The following is an 18,942-nucleotide window of genomic DNA, read 5'->3' as shown; positions in this document are numbered from 1 at the left end:
GTCCTAGCCTCTTCAAATTGTAGATAGAGTCATCTTAGAAACTTTCCGCCGTGAGATAAGTGCTAGAAACATTCTTGTTTCTAGCACTCGGGAGTTTTGGAACCTTAGGTCCAAAACTAAGTCATGGAACTTCCTCGAAGTTCGCTGACGTCCGTACTCACCTAAGGAAAGTTTCAATAGATGTCTAAGTAAGCCTAATAGTTGATATCTCTTTAATTTTTTAAGTATCATTTAGGTTGCATTAGGTAAGAAACAGATAGATTACATTCTAAAAGAAGTTGGAGAATACCAACTTCTTTTTATCCATTCTATTAGAAATTAGGCCTGTACGACCATCATATAAAGAAATAAGGATACGAGAAAGACAATACTAACAACAAGGGTCGCTAGCTTGAGTCCACGGTGGGACCGCCAGTAACTTGGTTTTCCTAGGTTACTGGTCGCATCTGTTGAAAGCGATTGTTGTTGGCGAGGCTGCAGGGTGATCAGAACCACAAGAGCGAGGGATAAGATCGAGATCCCGATTGCAAATACCATTTCCATCTTAGGATCCTCCTAACACTCTGAAGAGGGTAAAAATAACTCCCAGCAGAATCACCAAACCAATGATCACATTAAAAGTGACATTGATCTTTTCAGAACGTGTCGTCTTTTCTTTTTCGGCAGGACGGCGTTTGAGAGACTCCATCCGTCCTTCTACTTCTTTGTAAAATAAATCTTTCTTACGATCACTCACTGTATCCACCTATCCCTTCTTGCAAGCGAGCTTTGAAAACAGCTGGCTCAACGCTACTTGATTGGGCAATTTGTTGCGCGACGGCTTCTCTGTAGTTATCCACAGATTGGTAGATTTCCTGGATACGGGCCACCATATCTGCTTCTTTTCCTTGATCAAAGATATTGGCTTGTGCGAGGAAGTGGCGGTCATGCAAAGTATGGCTAAAGGCAAGGATGACTTGCTGGTGTTCGAAGGCCTTGCGAACAATGCCTTGCACCTCTGCATAGTGGTTGATATCCAGATAAATACTAGAGACCTTAAGCAACTCTTTGATCCGCCCTTGACTGATATTTTGGTACAAGACCACATTTCGATAGCGAACCATAGATAGAAGACTAGCAGACATCTCCGTCAAAGCTGCCACACGGAAGGTCACATTCGGCAAGTTCTCTACTAGGTAGGTCAAGGCTTCGATCTGATCCGAATTAGTCAAAACAAAGGCGTCTTTACGGATATCGTCTTTCACCTTGAAATCATACAGGTAGCCAAGAGGTCCAAAATAGCTATGCTGATCTTGCGAGGTCAACTGCAAAGCGCGATGATAGGTCGCGTTTTGCGGAATCAAGATCTTCTTGGTCCGGATTTCTGGGCTCTTTAGAATCAACTGCATATTGCCTGGAAGGCTATCGTGAAGCGGCTCCTGCCACACCAAGACGTCGCGTCCTTTGATGCCTTTATTGCCGAGCTGGAGACTAATGCTAAAGGAGGTAGCCAGCGTATTGTAGACCAAACCATCTAGATCAAAACCACGATACTCTAGATAAAAGACAAAGTAATCTAAGCGATTCTTGAAAATCCGCATGGGTTGATGGTCCAAGGTCAAGATCAAATCCCCTGTTTGGTGATTTTCTGTCAAGCGCTCGGTATCCCCTTCAAAATAAGTAGTCACCAAATACTGTCCCTGATCGCCACAAGTCGTTACGGCAATCTTACGACCGTATTGGTCGTAGTGCTCAATCATGACCACTTGTCCCTTGTCATCTAACCACTCTAAGCGCTCGACGATGCGTTTGTAGGAAGCAGCGTGGTACACAATTCGAGCCTTTTCTTGACCATAGTAGGTCACTTTTCCCGAACTATTATCCCCAGAAACTTCCCAGAAATCAGGAACTGGAACTTCATTAAAGTAGCGTCCCCGCTTCTCTCCTTTTGCTTGTCCTAAGAAATAAATAAAGGGAGACTCGACACCGTCTGGTAAGAAACCATTTGGCTCCAAAACAACGGTCGGATGGTCAAAACCAGACTCTTTCATGGAGTGGAGCAGGTCTTGGCTTTCACGAGAATAACTATCAAATACGTTCAGCATGTGTCACCTCTTCTATCAATTGTGCCCAAGCTTCTTCTACTCGGCTGGTCAAAAAGTCTTCTGCACGCGCATAAGATGCTTGACGCATGCTGGCTAGATCATCTTTTTTGTATAGCTGGATCATTTTTTCCGCAAAGGCAGAAGCAATCTGGTCGACCACTTGATCTGCTGAAGGCGGAATGAGATAGCCATTTTTACCTTCTGTGACAAAGGTCTGATTGCCATAAGGAACGTCAAAACCGATAATCGGTAGACCCGAACCAATCGCCTCCATCAAGGTCAACCCAAAGCCTTCACTGGTCGATGCTGACAGGTAAACCTCATAATTCTTATAAATTTCCTCTAGATTGGCATGCCCTTTGAGATGGATATAGTCTGCCGCCCCCAATTCATCAATTAGAGAACGCAACTTGCCTTCTTCTCCACCTTTTCCATAGATGTCAAAAGACAGTTCTGGCAATTCTTTTTTGGCGCGAACCACTGCTCGCACCAACCAATCAATATGCTTTTCTGTCGCCAAACGAGAGGCAGTAATCATAGAAAACGGGGTACGATTTTCGTTTTGTGGCAAGCTTGCAAGGCTTCCAACTGGAATGGTATAGATAGCCGGCTGATGGTTGGTGTATTTAGCAAACTGCTCAGCCAAGATTTCTTTTTGGCGATCCGTCGCAACAATAAAGAAGTCCACCTTGTCTGCATTGGTAAATTGGTACTCGTAGTAGTTGTTCCACAGGATATACTGATCATCAACATTATTGGCACTGAAGTGCTCGGCGTGAACGACCACACCCAGACGGGCTTTTTGCGCTTCTTCAAAGATAGGCTGACCGATATTAGTTTCCCGATCCAAAATCACCAGATCTTGTTTGGTCAATTGAAGAGTTTGCATGAAGTAGCGGATCAATTCTTGGCGACCAACTAGGTAGCGATCTGGGAAACGATAAATTTCGCGGCCATCTGCCATCTGCATGCTGTAGGCAACCGTCCCGTCTTCATTGTAAAAGCGGCGCTCAATCAAGTTGGCTTGGTTGTTCTTAGGAATGAAATACTCGGTACAATAGCGGGTATAGGAGAAATAATCCTTTCTCACCAAAATCCCTCTAGACACGTACTCGCAACGTTCAACATAGGGACTGTTTTCTGCGCGCAGGTAGCAGGTCAAAAAGTTGTCCTGGTCCTCATAAAAGAAGCGTTTGATCTTACCATCGACTTCTTCCCGAGTCGGTTTTCCGGCAAATCCTGCTAAGACCTGATCAATGGTATAGGTCGTTGGCGCAATTTTTATATCTGTAAAATGGCTATAGAGCCAGATGATTTCATCATTTTTAAAACCGATATTTTCTGTTAAATGCTGGATATTATCGGCTAGGATCATATCCATAAAGACAAACTTGGCTGGTTGATGGATATTGCGTAACAGCTGGGCACGATAGGCCTGGGCATACTCAACACCACTGCTGGCCCAACCGATTCCAAGGTTGATATTGTATACTGTCATAATGTCCTCTTTTATGGGAAATGCAAGACAATTTCCCCTTTTTTATTGATTTCTACTCGACTTAGTAAGAGATTGCGGACCATTTGTTCTTTGGCCGCCTCTTTCATTCGTTCAAAGGATTGGTAGGCTTCTTGGAAAAATTCTACCAAAGGGTTTTTCTGACTGGTGTACTGACCAGAGAGCGCCATGCGCAATTGTTGCAGATAGTCTACCTGCTCGACCCAGTTTTCATCGATAGCTTTTAGGATGGCCATGCGCTGGAATTGGGCGATCACCTCATCGGTGCCTAAGATCTCATACTTAGCTTCCAACTCGCTTTTAGCAATCTCCCATAAGAAATTCTCTTTGGTTTTCTTGCTACGGAAGGTTTGGTGGGCCTTTTCCGGATCTACTTGGTAGCTCACATTGTCTAACATATAGCGATAAAAAGCTACCGGTTCCTTGTATTCTTTTTTATGGGCTACGCTTGAAAAGACGGAACGAAGAACTTTTTCAACGATGTCGTCCAAGCGACCTTCTTGTTTGATCAAGCGGTCGCGCTCTTCGTAGACGATGGCACGCTGAATGTTCATGCTTTCCGCAAATTCTAGCGTCATCCGACGACTGGCCTGACCAGAACTTTCACTAGCATTTTGAGCCCGTTCCACCAAGTTTCTATACTTGCGCTTGGTCAGAGCTTTAGCTGAACCAATCCGCTCATCCACATCATAGTCTTGATAGGTATCCTGGATCCAGTCTGGCCCCCAGTTTTTCATCAAATCGTCTTCTAAAGAGACGAAGAACTTGGTCAAACCAGGATCTCCTTGGCGACCTGAACGTCCACGAATTTGAAGGTCAATCCGCTGGTTCATCATCCGCTCAGTCCCAACAACCACCAAGCCACCTAACTCAGCGACTCCTGGTCCCAACTTGATATCGGTTCCCCGACCGGCCATTGAGGTCGCAACCGTCACAGCTCCTTTTCGACCTGATTCCTTAATGATCTGGGCCTCTCGAGGAGCATTGTTGGCATTGAGAAGATTGTGTGGAATTCCTTCCCGCAAAAGAAGGTTCGAATAAAGAATCGACATTTCAACCGATCCGGCAAAGACCAGAATCGGATTGCCCTTTTCGTGGACCTTCTTCACATAATCCAAGGAAGCCACGATTTTTTCCGGCAAGGTCTGATAGATTTCATCCGGCAAATCCTTGCGGATCTTCTTGCGATTGGTTGGGATCTTGATCACTGACATGGCATAGGTATCAAGAAACTCTGCCTCAGCGACCTTCCCAGTCCCGGTCATGCCACCCAACTTCCGAAACATCTTAAAGAGGTTTTGGTAAGTAATAGAAGCCATGGCCCGTGTTTCTTGGGTGAGCTTGAGGCCCTCTTTGGCTTCAATCGCCTGGTGGAGTCCTCCTTGCAAGCGCGTCATTTCCATCAAGCGACCCGTCGCCTGGTCTAGTAAGACAATCTCCGGTTGCCCTTCGACATTGGGGTGGATGACATAGTCCTTATCCTTAATAAAGTTTTTATTGGCCTGCAGGGCTAGGCTGATATGGCGGACCAAGTCACGGTATTGGGGATCATAGAGGTTGGGAATAGCAAGAAAAGCTTCTGCTGCATGAGCTCCTTTCCGAGTCAACCAAACTCGTTTCTTTTCTTCATCAAACTTGAAGTCTTCCCCTTCTTTGAAGGTTTGGATCAGGGTATCAATAATCCCATAAAGGTTGGACTGGACCCGAGGAGAACCAGAAATAATCAAGGGAGTCTGAGCACTATCTAGAAGCACCGAATCAATCTCATCGACAATGGCGTAATTGAAGTCTGCCAAAAATTGGCCATCTGCCGAAGCCGTCAAGTTCTCTGTTAAATAGTCAAAGCCCAGACTGGTATTGGTCGTATAAATGACATCTGACCGGTAGATCTCCCGTTTGACTTCTGGATCTAATTCTTCGTCTTCTGATTGTTTTAAAGGAACTCCAACAGTCAAACCCAAAAAGCGGTAGACCTGTCCCATCTCTTCTGCATCCCGAGTTGCCAGATAGGTATTGGTCGTAATAACCATGACCCCTTTGCCCTCTAAGGCATTGAGATAAACCGGCATAGTTGCCGTCAAGGTCTTTCCTTCACCGGTATTCATTTCAGCGACATTGCCTTGGTGGAGGACAATCCCTCCCATGACTTGCACGTCATAAGGAAACATGCCCAAGACCCGTTTATCAGCTTCCCGCGCAACCGCAAATGCTTCTGGTAAGAGATCATCCAAGGTCTCACCCTCTGCTAGACGTTCCCGAAATTCCACAGTCTTCTCCTGTAGTTGTCGATCCGTCAAACGGGCCATGTCATCCTTCCAGCTATTGACTTCTTTTAAGATTTTTTTGATGTTTCTTAATTTAACGTAATCCAATGTAATCCTCTTTTTTTGCAGTGATGTTCGTCTATTCGAGAACTTCTGCTCCCTCAGACGATATTGGTTGAATCGTGAAATAGTGGAAGGTAAACTCTTGCAAACCTGCACTGAGCAAGCGTACTTCATAGGCGTATGCTTGATCTGGATAGGTAAACTGCAAGCGACCTTCTGCGGTTACTCGACGGCCAACAAGCTCTCCAAAGCGATCTCTAAAGATAATTTCTACCATAACGGTATGAGTGGGAGTCGCTTCCATCGTGATAACCAGTTCATAATCTTGCTCTCTTTTGAGCAGGGGCAGACTAGGAATTTGACGAGTTGCGCCAAAATTTGTCTGCGAATGCCAAGTTTTCAGCACTTGACCAGATGGCATGAGGGGGTTCTGAAACTGAACGCTTCCTTGGTCAGTCGCTTGAATGGTCGACCCCCAAAGATAATCTGCTAGAACGGTATCGCCCCAGTAGATTCGTCTGCTTTCATTTTCTTTTATTTTTATCATTGGTTTCTTCCAAAGTCTCTTTCCATGATTTCTTTGTACTGGGTCACAAACCACTCAATGATCGGACCACTCGCATCATTGTGTCGACCGGCACGACTAGTACTGATAATACGAACCGGCAATTCATACAAGGCCTCTAAAATATCTGGATAAGCTTGCTGGTCGTAGTCATCATCCCTCATATAGGCAAGGGCTAAAATCGTATCCTTGAAATCTGCCTGGTCAAACCGTTCCCAGAAGCGTTGATTGAGCTGACCGATCCCTTCTTGCGACACTTGACCAATGATCAACTGCATCATGTCTAGGGATGTTCCAAACTCATCTGGACGTTTAAATTTCAGGTTGGCAGCGACATCCCCCAGGTTGACAATGGGTTTTCCGACCAAGATCGCATGAGGAGAATAAAGAGCACCATAGTAAAGGGCACCAAAGGTCCCCATGGACAAGCCAGAGAAATTCATATCTTTTGGCTCAAAGCCGAGCAAGTCCAAGTGCTGATCAATAAAGGCAGTGATTTGACTTTCCAATTTTTCTGAGCCCATATAGAAGGATCCACCTTCCAGTCTTGGGTCAGAAAAGAGAATAAAGGGACTCCCCATCGCACGCATCATCCCAAACCCTTCAAAACCTTCGGCCGGGCGATACCCAGAAAAGTAAATGTTTAAAGGTGGCTTCATATCGCCAGGATGAAAATAAGCAAAAATTTCTTGGCGTTTGTGGTCCCGTAGCGTCTTAGCTCCTACGGTCATCTCTCCTAAAGGACCATGTGACAAGCGCTTATGTAAAGCTCCGATCGTAAGCGTCCCCTCTCCTTTTGCTTCCAGCGAAAAGGCTAGGTAATAAGGTTCTGCTCCATCCAATTCTAGTGGTTGTACCATCTCTTCTTCTGAAAAGACTGCATCTTTGACCCACTCTCCCAGTGCACCAAAGCGGTAAAATTGAATCCGCAATTGTAGCTGACAGCTTGGATCTTTTTCGTATTCCAACCAAAAATTGATGGGACGGCTAGCATCGTACACATAGTTGTAGACCCACTGAGCAATCGGTGTAAAGTCCTCGCCGTAAGATCCATCTAGCTTCAGAAAATGTTGCCCCAATACCGTTTGCTGGCCAGCAAAATCCGGTCTCACTCGCAAGTCACGAACCGTAAAGGCATCTCCATATTGATTGTCGTATAAAAAGCGCTCTAAGACATAGAGAAATTGATGCTTGTTTGAGAAATCCCAGGGTCTTGCTTGCTTGAGTCTTAAGAGGTGAGCCAATTCGTCAGAAGGCGCCTCTAGTTCATGGCTTTGATCATAAAAAACGGTATAAGGCTGAAAATAAGCCAGGTCTTCTCCTAAAGCTAATAAATCTTCTGGCTTTTCCAGGATCAAGGCTTTGAATTTGGAGATCTCCTCTTCTTCCATATACTCTTTGAGCGATGGAAGAGCGGTAGCTTGAAAAAAGTGCCAGCCTAGACCAGCAGGAAGCTCCACTTGATCCTGCCAACTGCTTGAGCCGATTTGGAGAATATGGGGTATTTGTAATTTTTTATCCATGACGTTCTTTCATCCATCCTTCCCATTTCTCGATCAAGCGTTGACCGGTGTATTCTTGAATTTTTTCGATCGAGTAGACCAAGGCTTCATTCCAAGGCTTTAATTCCAATAAAAAGTGAGTAATCGCCTTCTCTAATTCCTTGTCTCCCTTTGATAAGACATAGCCATTTTTCAAATGATCAACATATTCTGTCTGGACGCGGTTGACTTGAGGAATCCCAGCAGAGATCCCTGCAATCTGCGTGTAGAGGTTGGGTTCCTCGCTTAAATCTACAATCAAGCGGGTTTTTTCCAATTCTTGAATAATGTCATTTTCATTTGAAAAATTCTTAACTACAAAGCGATAGTCCGGTGCGTCTTGTACGGACTCTTCATCGATAATCTGGTTTTCCCCAAGCCCTTCCATTTGGGCTGGTGATTGAACCAGATGCAATTCCTGCTCGCTAGCGATCAATTCCTCGAGTTGCCCTTCTAATTCCTTAACACGCTCCGGTGATCCATTGTAAAATGCAAAAACAACTTCGAATAATGGATGTTGCGCCAAGACTTCCAGAACCTTCTTGAGCTGGCTCTTACTTGGAAGCTCGGCTTCATTGACGTAAAAGTAAATCTTTGATTCCTTGCGTTCCTGACTAGATCCCAAACGGAGGCGGGAGTCAAAAGAGGTAATCCGGTGTGTCTTCTGAGCCAAGATAGGAGAAAAGACCCCAATCGCTTCTTTGGTTTTTTCACTATCTGTAATCAAGAGTTGGGCATCAATCATATCAAAATAGAGGGCAAAGTTTTCGGCAGACAAGGGCTGGCGATCCCCGTAGAAAGACAAGACTTTCTTGACACTACTTGCTGTATCTTGTAAAAAGGCCAAATTTGCTGGATGAGCTGCCAGAACCAACTGATCTCGTCCTGGAACCAAGGTTGCTAGCTGTTCCTTCATTTTTTCAGCGACAACGTCTCCCATATTGGCATAGCTTTCTTTTTTGAAGGCATGAGAGAAAGCTTCATTGACCATGACGGAGTGGTTCTCTTCGATCAACATCTCTCTCAAAACCCATTGCCCATCAAAACTCAGATACTCTTGGAAATAAGGTTTTCCCTCATTGTAGTAGATTCTACTAGAGATAAAGCCACGATCATCTATGTACTCGATGTAGCTGATCTCGTCATTCTTATAACGGGTCAAAGAGAGAAGGTTTCCATCCACTCCCATATCAATTTTTGCTAGATGGTGGCCCTTACGAAATGCCATCACCAAAAAGGGAGTATAGGAAAAAGTGGTCTCACTCGGCCATTCGATGTCCTGAAGCTGAACTGGGCGCATAGCCAAATCAGACGGAACCTGTTGGATCTTATCAAAAATCGATAGCACATCTGTCTCTAATAAATCTTGGCGGTGTAAAAAATAGCGCAGTTGTGGACTATATTGAGGCAACAATAAGATCCGATCCATTTCTGCTTCTTGAAAAATACGAACTTGATTAATGGTATCGTCAAATTCAATGGACTCTCGCATCCAGTACCAAGGGGTAGCTGTTTGCTGCCAGATGCGGTCCGTTCCATACCAGGCTGGTACAAAATAATACATGGTTACTCCTAGAATATTCTTGTATAACGTTGATTCACACGAAGGGCACGAATTTCTTCTCGGATATTGTAAATCATCCCGACAAACATGAGGAAGGTTCCTGGAATCATGGTCAAGCGCAAGAGATCTTTATCCCATAACAAGAGAGAAAAAGGAAGCGCCGTGAAGAGGATCAGATACAAGGTCCCAAAAACCGTCAAGTGTAGCACAATTTTATTGATATAGCGACGTGTATCTGCTCCAGGATAGACATGATCGATATACTCGGAAGCCTTCATCATCTTATCTGCAATTTCTTCTCCGTTCACATTGACAAAGGCGAAAGCAAAAGAGAGAAGGGCGATCATCAGAATGTAAAGAAGAATCCAAATCGGATCTCCCATCACCAAGTGTTTGGCTAAACGAGCAGCCCACTTGGCATTGGAATCCATAGACAAGATCAGGAGCATAGCATACTGAGGAATGGACACCAAGGTCATGGCGTACATGAAGGGCATCCCTCCTGCAGGGTTGAGCTTGATATCCAAAAAAGTATAACTTTTCAAGTTGTTGTGGATCCCTAATTTATTGACAGGAATCTGGTACTTAGAATATTCCACCAAGACTGCCACATAGACAAAAATCAAGATGAAAATCACGCCCAGAACATAAGCGATTTCTGGGATATTATTGACATTTGAAAGGGTCTGCATCACGTCTTCGGGCAGGTACATAACCATCCCAGCCATCATGATCACAACAGAACTTCCAAGCCCCAAAGCGGCATTTAGATCGGAGAGCCAAACTAAAAAGAAGGCTCCGGCTACCATAATCATGGTATTGACCGCAATGACAAGTCCGGGATTCAACCCTGTCTTCAAGGGGAGATACATGGCCACTGCCAAAGACTGGACGATGGCGAGCGCTAAGGTCACGTACATCTTTCGTCGCTCCACTATCTCCGTGCTGGTTTTTTCGAGGTTAAAGCGTTTTGAAACGGTAAACATCCGCCACAAAATCATGGAAGACATCCATGGGGATAGACCGATCGAAAAGATCGACATTCCGCGGAGGTTTCCCCCCATCACAGCGCTTGAGAGCTGCAAGCCCGTTGTCGTTCCCTCATTGAGTCTCAAGGCCTTTGATAAGTCAACAAAAGGCAGGGAAATTTTACTTCCAAAAACATAAATAAAGACGAAAAATATCGTCCAACAAAATCTCTTTCCTACTTCAGATCGTTTTAACATTTCTTTTAAACTTTCTCTTACTCATTTTGACTCTTCCACCAGGGAAACAGCCTTTAAATATGTGCCTTTAGAGCATTTTATCTCAACTTATTTTACCATAATTTGCGACTTTTCCAAACTCATTTGTCACTAATATTTGATAATATTTCAATTTCCCCATTTGGTACCGTATTCAACAAAAAATCCTTCAGATGTTTATCTGAAGAATCTTGTTTACTTGGATATTATTCTCCTAAAGCCATGATGGTATCGACAAATAATTTCTTCGTAAAATAGCCATTACGGATCAAATAAGAAGTATATTGAGCCTTTCGGACCATTTGGGCATACTCTTCTTCTGTACAGTCTTGGACCAAACGATTGGCTTCTTCAAGGCTGGAGGCTACAAAGCCGAGCCCTTTTTCTCGAATATAGTCTGCATTTGACAAATAGTCTGGCACTACTACCGGAAGACCTGCAGATAGATAAGTCGATAGTTTGTAGGAAATATTTTCTTTGTAGTAATCCCGCTCATCCTCAGGATTCTCAGAATTTCCCCAGACAAGCCCAAAACCACCATTGGAAAGCTCGAGAAGCAACTCTTGCTTGGTCCGCCAGCCTTCCATATGGATCTTAGAATAATCGACTCCTTCAACTGGTTCGGTATAGACATGAAGGGGTGTCTCATATTTCCAATCGATGATATGTGGGAAACGTGAAGGATTTCCTGAGAAGATCAGTTTTTTCTCAAATTGCGGAGTGTAAAGATCCAAACTGTGGGTCAAATCCCACAACTTTTGGACCACATATTTTTTCACTGTGAGCCCTTCTGATACTAGACGATGGTACATTTGCTCTGACGGAACAACGACCAGATCACTCTGATTGTACATGTCGATATAGTTAGGCATTAGGTAATAATTGCTCTCAAACATGAGTGGTGGAACATCATGGATAAACATGACCAGCTTGGTTTGAAGGAGTTTTAACTTATCAACCAAACGGCGGTCCCACTCAATTCCATTCCAAGAAGGAGATTGAACGAAGACAATATCCCCAAAAGCAACGCCTGCTAAAATCCCATCCATCCGCGAATTCAATTCGCTAGCTGGTTCGTTGCTATGATCATAAAAGTAGATCCCTAATTCATTAACCCCAAGTTCACGAACGACATTCATGATATCGTTTTGTGCCATCAGGGCAACACTTTTCGAAGATTGCCCAAATAAATTTGTAAAATGAATTTTCATCTCTTTCCTCTGACTCTTCTTTTTTAATCCCATATTTTCTGAAGATATGAAGGCAAACAGAGCTTTTCACAAAGTAACCTTTTTCATATCCCTCAACGAAAACTTCCTCATTCATTATAACATATTTCCCAACTTCTTAGACATTCTAGATCAATAAAAGACCGGTTCATTCCGGTCTTTTAAGGTTTTATTTGCCATCTTTTTTCCGAATTCCTAAAAGGGCTAATCCAGACAGAAGAATGGAAGCTCCTGTAGCAAGAATATTAGATGAAGGATGGGCAACTGTCTCTGGAAGAGCAGGTCCGGAAGAGTGCGTCGCAGTTAGTGAGCTTGCATCTGATGGAGATTCTGAGTAAGAGGTGCCAAACGAAGACACGACAGACTCCGAAGAACTTGTCACAGCAGAGAAACTTGACGCATAAGACACACTGATCCATTCAGAAATTTCCTGCGATAAGGATTGACTCTCTGTCGATGATGCGCTTATAGAATCTGAAACACTCGTCAAAGGAAATTCAGATACTGGCATGGACGTTGAAGCAGATTCGCTTGAAGAAAGGAGCGAAGTTGATTGGCTGTAGGAGTCTGACTTCGATAGTGAGGCTGACGCTAGAGATTCTGAATAGGATGTCCATTGTGAAGCAGATAGACTCTCAGAAACGGATCGAGAGAACGATACAGACTCTGAAACCTGCGATGCAGCTACGACATGAGAAGTTGAAACAGATTTGCTTGTTAAGACAGAAGCTTGAACTAGCGAATCGAACTGGCTGGCAGATACCGAGGCCTGAACCAGCGATTCTGATTGGCTGGTCAATACAGATGCTTGAACCAACGAATCCGATTGGCTAGCAGATACTGAAGCTTGAACCTGCGACTCGGATTGACTGGCAGATACAGATTCCTGAACCAATGACTCGGATTGGCTAGCCGAAACGGACGCTTGTACCAGCGATTCAGATTGACTAGCAGATACCGATGACTGAACCAACGAATCCGATCGACTGGCAGAAACCAAAGCTTGGATCAAAGAATCAGATTGACTTGCTGAAACGGATGCTTGAATCAGCGAGTCTGACTGGCTGGCAGATACAGATTCCTGAACCAATGACTCTGATTGGCTAGCCGAAACGGACGCTTGAACCAAAGACTCTGATTTACTAGCTAAAACGGAGTCCTGAACCAAGGATTCTGATTCACTTGCTGAAACGGATGCTTGGGCCAAGGAGTCGGATTGAATTGCCGAAACGGATTCTTGTACTAACGAGTCTGATTGACTAGCTGAAATCGACTCTTGAACTAGCGATTCTGATTGGCTGGTCAATACAGATGCTTGAACCAACGAATCCGATTGGCTAGCAGATACTGAGGCTTGAACCTGCGACTCTGATTGACTGGCCGATACAGACTCCTGAACCAATGATTCCGATTCACTCGCAGAAACTGACTCTCGCACCAACGATTCTGATTGACTCAATGATGTTGATTGCAAATCAGTCGATACTTGCGATTCCGACTGACTCATTGAATCAGAACGAGAAAAGGACATAGATTCTGTAATTTGAGACTTAGATTCGATATCAGAAGTAGATTGCGATTGACTTTCGGAAACTGATGCTTGAATCAAGGACTCAGATTGACTCGCGGAAACTGACTCTTGAACTAGCGAATCGGATTGACTCGCGGAAACCGATTCTTGAATCAGCGAGTCTGACTGACTGACAGATACGGATGCTTGGACTAATGAGTCTGATTGACTAGCTGAAATCGACTCTTGAACTAGCGAATCGGATTGACTCGCGGAAACTGATTCTTGAATCAGCGAGTCTGACTGACTGACAGATACTGATTCCTGAACCAATGACTCGGACTGACTTGCGGAAACTGATGCTTGAACTAACGAATCTGATTGGCTGGCAGATACTGATTCCTGAACCAATGACTCGGACTGACTTGCGGAAACCGACGCTTGAACCAAGGAATCAGATTGACTAGCTGATACGGATTCTTTGAGCAACGAATCGGATTGGCTTGACGATACAGATGCTTGAACCAGCGAGTCTGATTGACTCGCAGAAACCGAGGCTTGTACCAAGAATTCTGATTGGCTAGACGATACAGATGCCTGAACCAACGAGTCTGATTGGCTTGCTGAGATCGATTCTTGAGCCAATGAATTTGATTCACTTGCCAAAACTGACGCTTGGACTAGTGATTCTGATTGGCTTGCTGAAACGGATGCTTGTACTAACGAGTCTGACTGGCTGGTGGAAACGGATTCTTGTGCCAACGAATCGGACTGACTGGCAGATACAGATGCTTGAACCAGCGAATCGGATTGGCTGGCTGAAATCGACTCTTGTACCAGCGAATCGGATTGGCTTGAAGAAACTGATTCTTTAATCAAGGAATCGGATTGACTCGCTGATACCGATGCCTGAATCAATGACTCTGACCGACTTGCAGAAACCGAAGCTTGAATCAAAGACTCTGATTGACTTGCTGAAACTGAGGCTTTAACCAGTGACTCTGATTGGCTGGCTGAAACCGAATCTTGAACTTGCGACTCGGATTGACTCGTAGAAACTGATGCTTGTACCAACGAGGCTGATTGGCTAGCCGATACGGATTCCTGAACCAATGACTCTGACTGACTCAACGAAACGGATTCTGACAGCTTTTTGCTCATCGAAATAGATTGTGACAAGGAAATCAGTTGAGAAACCACTTCCTCCGATCCAACCGCCGATGTTGACTGCGATTGAGACACAGAAATTGATCTAGATGCTAAATTAGATAAGGATACCGACTGACTCAACGAAACAGATTTCGAGGCTTTTTCAGACTCACTCTTAGATGCTGATGCTGCTTTTGATTGTGAGTCGGATTGACTCACTGAAATCGACTCTTGAACCAGCGACTCAGATTGGCTTGAAGAAACTGATTCTTGAACCAACGAATCAGACTGGCTGGTCGAAACGGATTCCTGAACCAATGACTCGGACTGACTTGCGGAAACCGACGATTGAACCAAGGAATCAGATTGACTAGCTGATACGGATTCTTTGAGCAACGAATCGGATTGGCTAGACGATACAGATGCCTGAACCAGCGAGTCTGATTGACTCGCAGAAACGGACGCTTGTACCAAGGATTCTGATTGGCTAGACGATACAGATGCCTGAACCAACGAGTCGGATTGACTCGCAGAAACTGATTCTTGAATCAGCGAGTCTGATTGACTGACGGAGACTGAGGCTTGAACCAACGACTCTGATTGGCTGGCAGATACTGAGGCTTGTACCAGTGACTCTGATTGGCTGGCTGAAACCGAATCTTGAACTTGCGACTCGGATTGACTCGTAGAAACTGATTCTTGAATCAGCGAGTCGGATTGACTGACGGAGACTGAGGCTTGAACCAACGACTCTGATTGGCTGGCAGATACTGAGGCTTGTATCAGCGAATCGGACTGGCTTGCAGAAACTGACTCTTGGACCAGGGATTCTGACTGACTGGCAGAAACTGATGCTTGAATCAACGACTCAGACTGGCTGGCTGAAACTGATGCTTGAATCAACGACTCAGACTGGCTGGCTGAAACGGATTCTGACAGCTTTTTGCTCATCGAAATAGATTGTGACAAGGAAATCAGTTGAGAAACCACTTCCTCCGATCCAACCGCCGATGTTGACTGCGATTGAGACACAGAAATTGATCTAGATGCTAAATTAGATAAGGATACCGACTGACTCAACGAAACAGATTTCGAGGCTTTTTCAGACTCACTCTTAGATGCTGATGCTGCTTTTGATTGTGAGTCGGATTGACTAGCTGATACAGATTCTTTAATCAATGACTCTGATTGACTCGCTGAAATCGACTCTTGAACAAGCGACTCAGATTGGCTTGAAGAAACTGATTCTTGAACCAAGGAATCAGACTGGCTGGCCGATACGGATTCCTGAAGCAACGACTCTGACTGACTGGCGGAAACTGATGCTTGAATCAAGGACTCTGACTGGCTTGCTGAAACCGACGATTGAACCAACGAGTCTGATTGACTAGCAGAAACTGAGGCTTGAACCAAGGAGTCTGACTGACTGGCGGATACAGATTCCTGAACCAACGATTCAGACTGACTGGCCGAAACGGATTCTTTAATCAACGACTCTGATTGACTCGCTGATACAGATTCCTGAACCAATGACTCTGACTGACTAGCAGATACAGATTCCTTAATCAATGACTCTGACTGGCTGGCAGATACGGATTCTTGTACTAACGAGTCTGATTGGCTAGCCGATACGGATTCCTGAAGCAACGACTCTGACTGACTAGTGGAGATCGATTCCTGAACCAACGAGTTGGATTCGCTTGTCGATACAGATTGTGACAAGGAAATCGAGGTTGAAACCTGTGAATCTGATTGACTGGCGGAGCTAGATGCTTGTGACAAGGAAACGGACTCACTGACCGAAACAGATTGAGAAGATGAAATGGATTCTGAAACTAGTGACTCTGAAGTTGAAATCGAGAAGTTTTGAGATTGTGAAGCAGATTCTGACGGTGTCATCTTTCGATAGTAATAATTCACACTCGTTAAGGGGTATGAATCTACTATTTTTTTGATCGTTTGTTTGAAGTTGGAAAAACCATCTGCTCCTTGAGGTGTTGCATCTTCTCCAACGACCATGGTCGTATTTTTATCGAGGTATGTTGATTTTGGAAGTTCCGTGAATGGTTTTGGAACAGTATATTCTATTCCTGTTTTTTCATCAGTGTAAGTAACTGTCTCCTTACTAGAGAACCAACCTGTGATATCCAACTCAAAATGTTGGTAATCTATTCGTCTTGGTGTAACATTCAGGAAATAATCCTTATTTTTACTTTCAACTTTACGAATTCCACCTAAATCTGAAAGGTTATCCGTACTATCTTGTTTAAATTCTTTTTCATAAACAAGTGTATATACATCGGTTACCTTAGCATTTCCTACATCACCACTACTAACATCATGGATTTTAGAAGGATCTAAAACATAGTAGCGAAGAGAATAATCACCATTTTGATTAAGGGTGACAACTTCACTTTTAATGAAATGCTCACGCGCATCCCCTAATAGTTCAATTCTTGATTTCCCATTCTTACTATTATCGAACACCCCACTTTTACGATTCGGGAACACGGTGTGCGCTGGGACCTGTACATAACCAGGAAATTCGCGTGGATTGGAAGCTGTATAATGCTGGCCTTCCAATCCGTAGATTCTATACTCTAGTAAGGATCTTTCTTTCCCCGTTGGTTCATATTGCCCATTAAACCATCTACCATTCGGGTCCACTTCTCTATAGAAGGTCGATTGTTGTCCCATCATAGATGGAATTTTGATACTAGGATACGTCCTAATCAATTGCCCTTGATTCTCAGGCGTCATGACATCATAAATACTCCGGAATAAGAAAGCCTGTTCCGGAATAAAATTCGTCAGCATTCCAAAGGTCCCATTACCTGTAGAAGGTTCCGAATTAAAAACCTTGTTCCCAAGGGGAGCCTGACCAATTAGTACTTCTTTTGGTAATTGAATATCTTGGCCATATCCTTCTGGAGATACAGTTTGTGAAAAAATTTCAGCCCCATCTGATTTTCGGACAATGCGGAAATAAACATCCATTGCCTTATGCTTTTCCGGATCTATCTCACTGATATCAATCGACATAGTCGCATAGTAACCAAGTGACTCTCCTTGTTTATTCACAAAGTCCCAAATACCAAATGTATAACGATTGGTGTAGGGGTCACCTAAAAAATTTTTCAACTCTTCAGGCGAAAATCTTAAGAGATCTTTATCTAGATGAGGATCCTTAGCATATCCTGGTGTGTCAAGTGTAGGATCTTCTACACTCGCACCATTGGGATCTTCTGGGTTCGGGGTCATATCCAATACATCATCAGCCAAGTATGTTTCCTCAGCTAGAGGAGCCAACTGAGCAGAGATCGCAGGTTTCCCATCTACATTTGTATTTCCCACAAAACCTGCAGCTGTCAAGGTCGTCATCATCTCATCGACAGCTTTCTCCAAGCGATCGCGCTGGTCAGCATAAGCTTGAGCGCTGGCATTGGTGTGGATCAAGTTATTGCTTGCAGTCACTTCGGCCTGCACTTTGTTAATGACCGCTTGAACCACTGCTCGGCGATCGGTGTCCGTCATTTTAGATGCGTAATTCCCTGCAATTTCTTGAAGCAATTCAGCTTCAGAGGTATTTTGCTCCAAAACAGTGGCTTCTTCTAAACTAGTCGGCTCCTCAACAACCACCTCTGACTCTAAAGCTTGAGCAGACTCGCTAACTGCCGTTGATAATGCAGTTGATCCAACTTCGCTCAAGGACAAAGAAGCGGATTCACTGATTGAAGCAGATGCACTCACAGATGTAGAAAGGCTGGTTGATCCTGAAACAGAGCTGGATTCTGAAGACTGGGTAGAGGTATTTCCTAAGACCACACTATCTACTTCTGCCAAGGTTTCCTGTTTTGTCTCGGAAACCGTTGGTGCAAGTGATGTTGCATCCTCCGCCTTAGCAGTCGTAGCAAGTACAGCACCACCAAATACAGTCCCTACCGTAATCAAACCTTTTAAGAAGGCTTGGTTATGCTTTTGACTTTCTATTTGATCTTGCTGTACGTTGGCAATGATGGTCTCCTCCACTTGCCCACGCACCACGCGAAAGAGGCCTAGAGCAGCCGTTGATGCCCGAAGCCAATTTTTTCCTGATTTAATTAATTTGAAGCGTACGACACGATCTGTTTCACGAAAGTTTCCTTTTGAACGCTTAAATTGCATGATATTCCCCTTACATTGTAGTCATTATTAATTATACAGGAATACTACG

Annotated in this window: 11 protein-coding genes; all 11 read right to left on the bottom strand. The window is 44.2% G+C overall.

The window, feature by feature from the left end; all coding sequences use genetic code 11:
• Positions 1 to 318: 318 nt before the first annotated feature.
• Positions 319 to 543: an accessory Sec system protein Asp5 gene (gene asp5 / locus QM870_RS04635; protein WP_003003038.1), complete on the bottom strand. Its 225-nt coding sequence runs from the start codon at positions 541 to 543 to the stop codon at positions 319 to 321.
• 1 nt (position 544) lies between these two features.
• Entirely contained in the window at positions 545 to 736 is a 192-nt protein-coding gene (gene asp4 / locus QM870_RS04630) for an accessory Sec system protein Asp4 (RefSeq protein ID WP_003003066.1), read from the bottom strand.
• A complete protein-coding gene (gene gtfB / locus QM870_RS04625) occupies positions 729 to 2,084 on the bottom strand; it encodes an accessory Sec system glycosylation chaperone GtfB (RefSeq protein WP_414368819.1) in 1,356 nt (451 codons plus the stop codon). The genes asp4 and gtfB overlap by 8 nt, the downstream gene beginning before the upstream one ends.
• Positions 2,068 to 3,582, bottom strand: a complete 1,515-nt coding sequence (gene gtfA, locus QM870_RS04620; RefSeq protein WP_049472634.1) for an accessory Sec system glycosyltransferase GtfA — start codon at positions 3,580 to 3,582, stop codon at positions 2,068 to 2,070. Before gtfA ends, gtfB begins: the two co-directional genes overlap by 17 nt.
• Before the next feature lie 11 nt (positions 3,583 to 3,593).
• Complete coding sequence (gene secA2 / locus QM870_RS04615) at positions 3,594 to 5,978, bottom strand: accessory Sec system translocase SecA2 (protein ID WP_080713437.1); 2,385 nt, start codon at positions 5,976 to 5,978, stop codon at positions 3,594 to 3,596.
• 25 nt (positions 5,979 to 6,003) lie between these two features.
• Complete coding sequence (gene asp3 / locus QM870_RS04610; protein ID WP_151191141.1) at positions 6,004 to 6,474, bottom strand: accessory Sec system protein Asp3; 471 nt, start codon at positions 6,472 to 6,474, stop codon at positions 6,004 to 6,006.
• On the bottom strand, positions 6,471 to 8,015 hold the full coding sequence (gene asp2, locus QM870_RS04605; protein ID WP_414368817.1) for an accessory Sec system protein Asp2: 1,545 nt from the start codon (positions 8,013 to 8,015) through the stop codon (positions 6,471 to 6,473). Before asp2 ends, asp3 begins: the two co-directional genes overlap by 4 nt.
• The gene (gene asp1 / locus QM870_RS04600; RefSeq protein ID WP_414368815.1) at positions 8,008 to 9,597 is read right to left on the bottom strand and encodes an accessory Sec system protein Asp1; all 1,590 of its coding nucleotides are present in this window, start codon (positions 9,595 to 9,597) and stop codon (positions 8,008 to 8,010) included. Before asp1 ends, asp2 begins: the two co-directional genes overlap by 8 nt.
• 8 nt (positions 9,598 to 9,605) lie before the next feature.
• On the bottom strand, positions 9,606 to 10,823 hold the full coding sequence (gene secY2, locus QM870_RS04595; RefSeq protein ID WP_414368813.1) for an accessory Sec system protein translocase subunit SecY2: 1,218 nt from the start codon (positions 10,821 to 10,823) through the stop codon (positions 9,606 to 9,608).
• A gap of 224 nt (positions 10,824 to 11,047) precedes the next feature.
• Positions 11,048 to 12,052: a sugar transferase gene (locus QM870_RS04590; protein WP_414368811.1), complete on the bottom strand. Its 1,005-nt coding sequence runs from the start codon at positions 12,050 to 12,052 to the stop codon at positions 11,048 to 11,050.
• 187 nt (positions 12,053 to 12,239) lie between these two features.
• Positions 12,240 to 18,893, bottom strand: coding sequence for an accessory Sec-dependent serine-rich glycoprotein adhesin (locus tag QM870_RS04585; protein ID WP_414368809.1), 6,654 nt, complete (start codon positions 18,891 to 18,893; stop codon positions 12,240 to 12,242).
• Positions 18,894 to 18,942 lie beyond the last annotated feature (49 nt).

The sequence above is a fragment of the Streptococcus parasanguinis genome, from assembly GCF_047463195.1.
GTDB lineage: Bacteria > Bacillota > Bacilli > Lactobacillales > Streptococcaceae > Streptococcus > Streptococcus parasanguinis_R.
The sequence above is the reverse complement of the archived record's forward strand: the minus strand, read 5'-3'. Positions and strand labels throughout refer to the sequence as shown.

Coding starts and splice junctions, on each gene's coding strand:
- QM870_RS04585 (WP_414368809.1), bottom strand. CDS start 18,893: ATGCAATTTAAGCGTTCAAAAGGAAACTTTCGTGAAACAGATCGTGTC.
- asp5 (WP_003003038.1), bottom strand. CDS start 543: ATGGAAATGGTATTTGCAATCGGGATCTCGATCTTATCCCTCGCTCTT.
- asp3 (WP_151191141.1), bottom strand. CDS start 6,474: ATGATAAAAATAAAAGAAAATGAAAGCAGACGAATCTACTGGGGCGAT.
- asp1 (WP_414368815.1), bottom strand. CDS start 9,597: ATGTATTATTTTGTACCAGCCTGGTATGGAACGGACCGCATCTGGCAG.
- asp2 (WP_414368817.1), bottom strand. CDS start 8,015: ATGGATAAAAAATTACAAATACCCCATATTCTCCAAATCGGCTCAAGC.
- secY2 (WP_414368813.1), bottom strand. CDS start 10,823: ATGTTAAAACGATCTGAAGTAGGAAAGAGATTTTGTTGGACGATATTT.
- gtfB (WP_414368819.1), bottom strand. CDS start 2,084: ATGCTGAACGTATTTGATAGTTATTCTCGTGAAAGCCAAGACCTGCTC.
- QM870_RS04590 (WP_414368811.1), bottom strand. CDS start 12,052: ATGAAAATTCATTTTACAAATTTATTTGGGCAATCTTCGAAAAGTGTT.
- gtfA (WP_049472634.1), bottom strand. CDS start 3,582: ATGACAGTATACAATATCAACCTTGGAATCGGTTGGGCCAGCAGTGGT.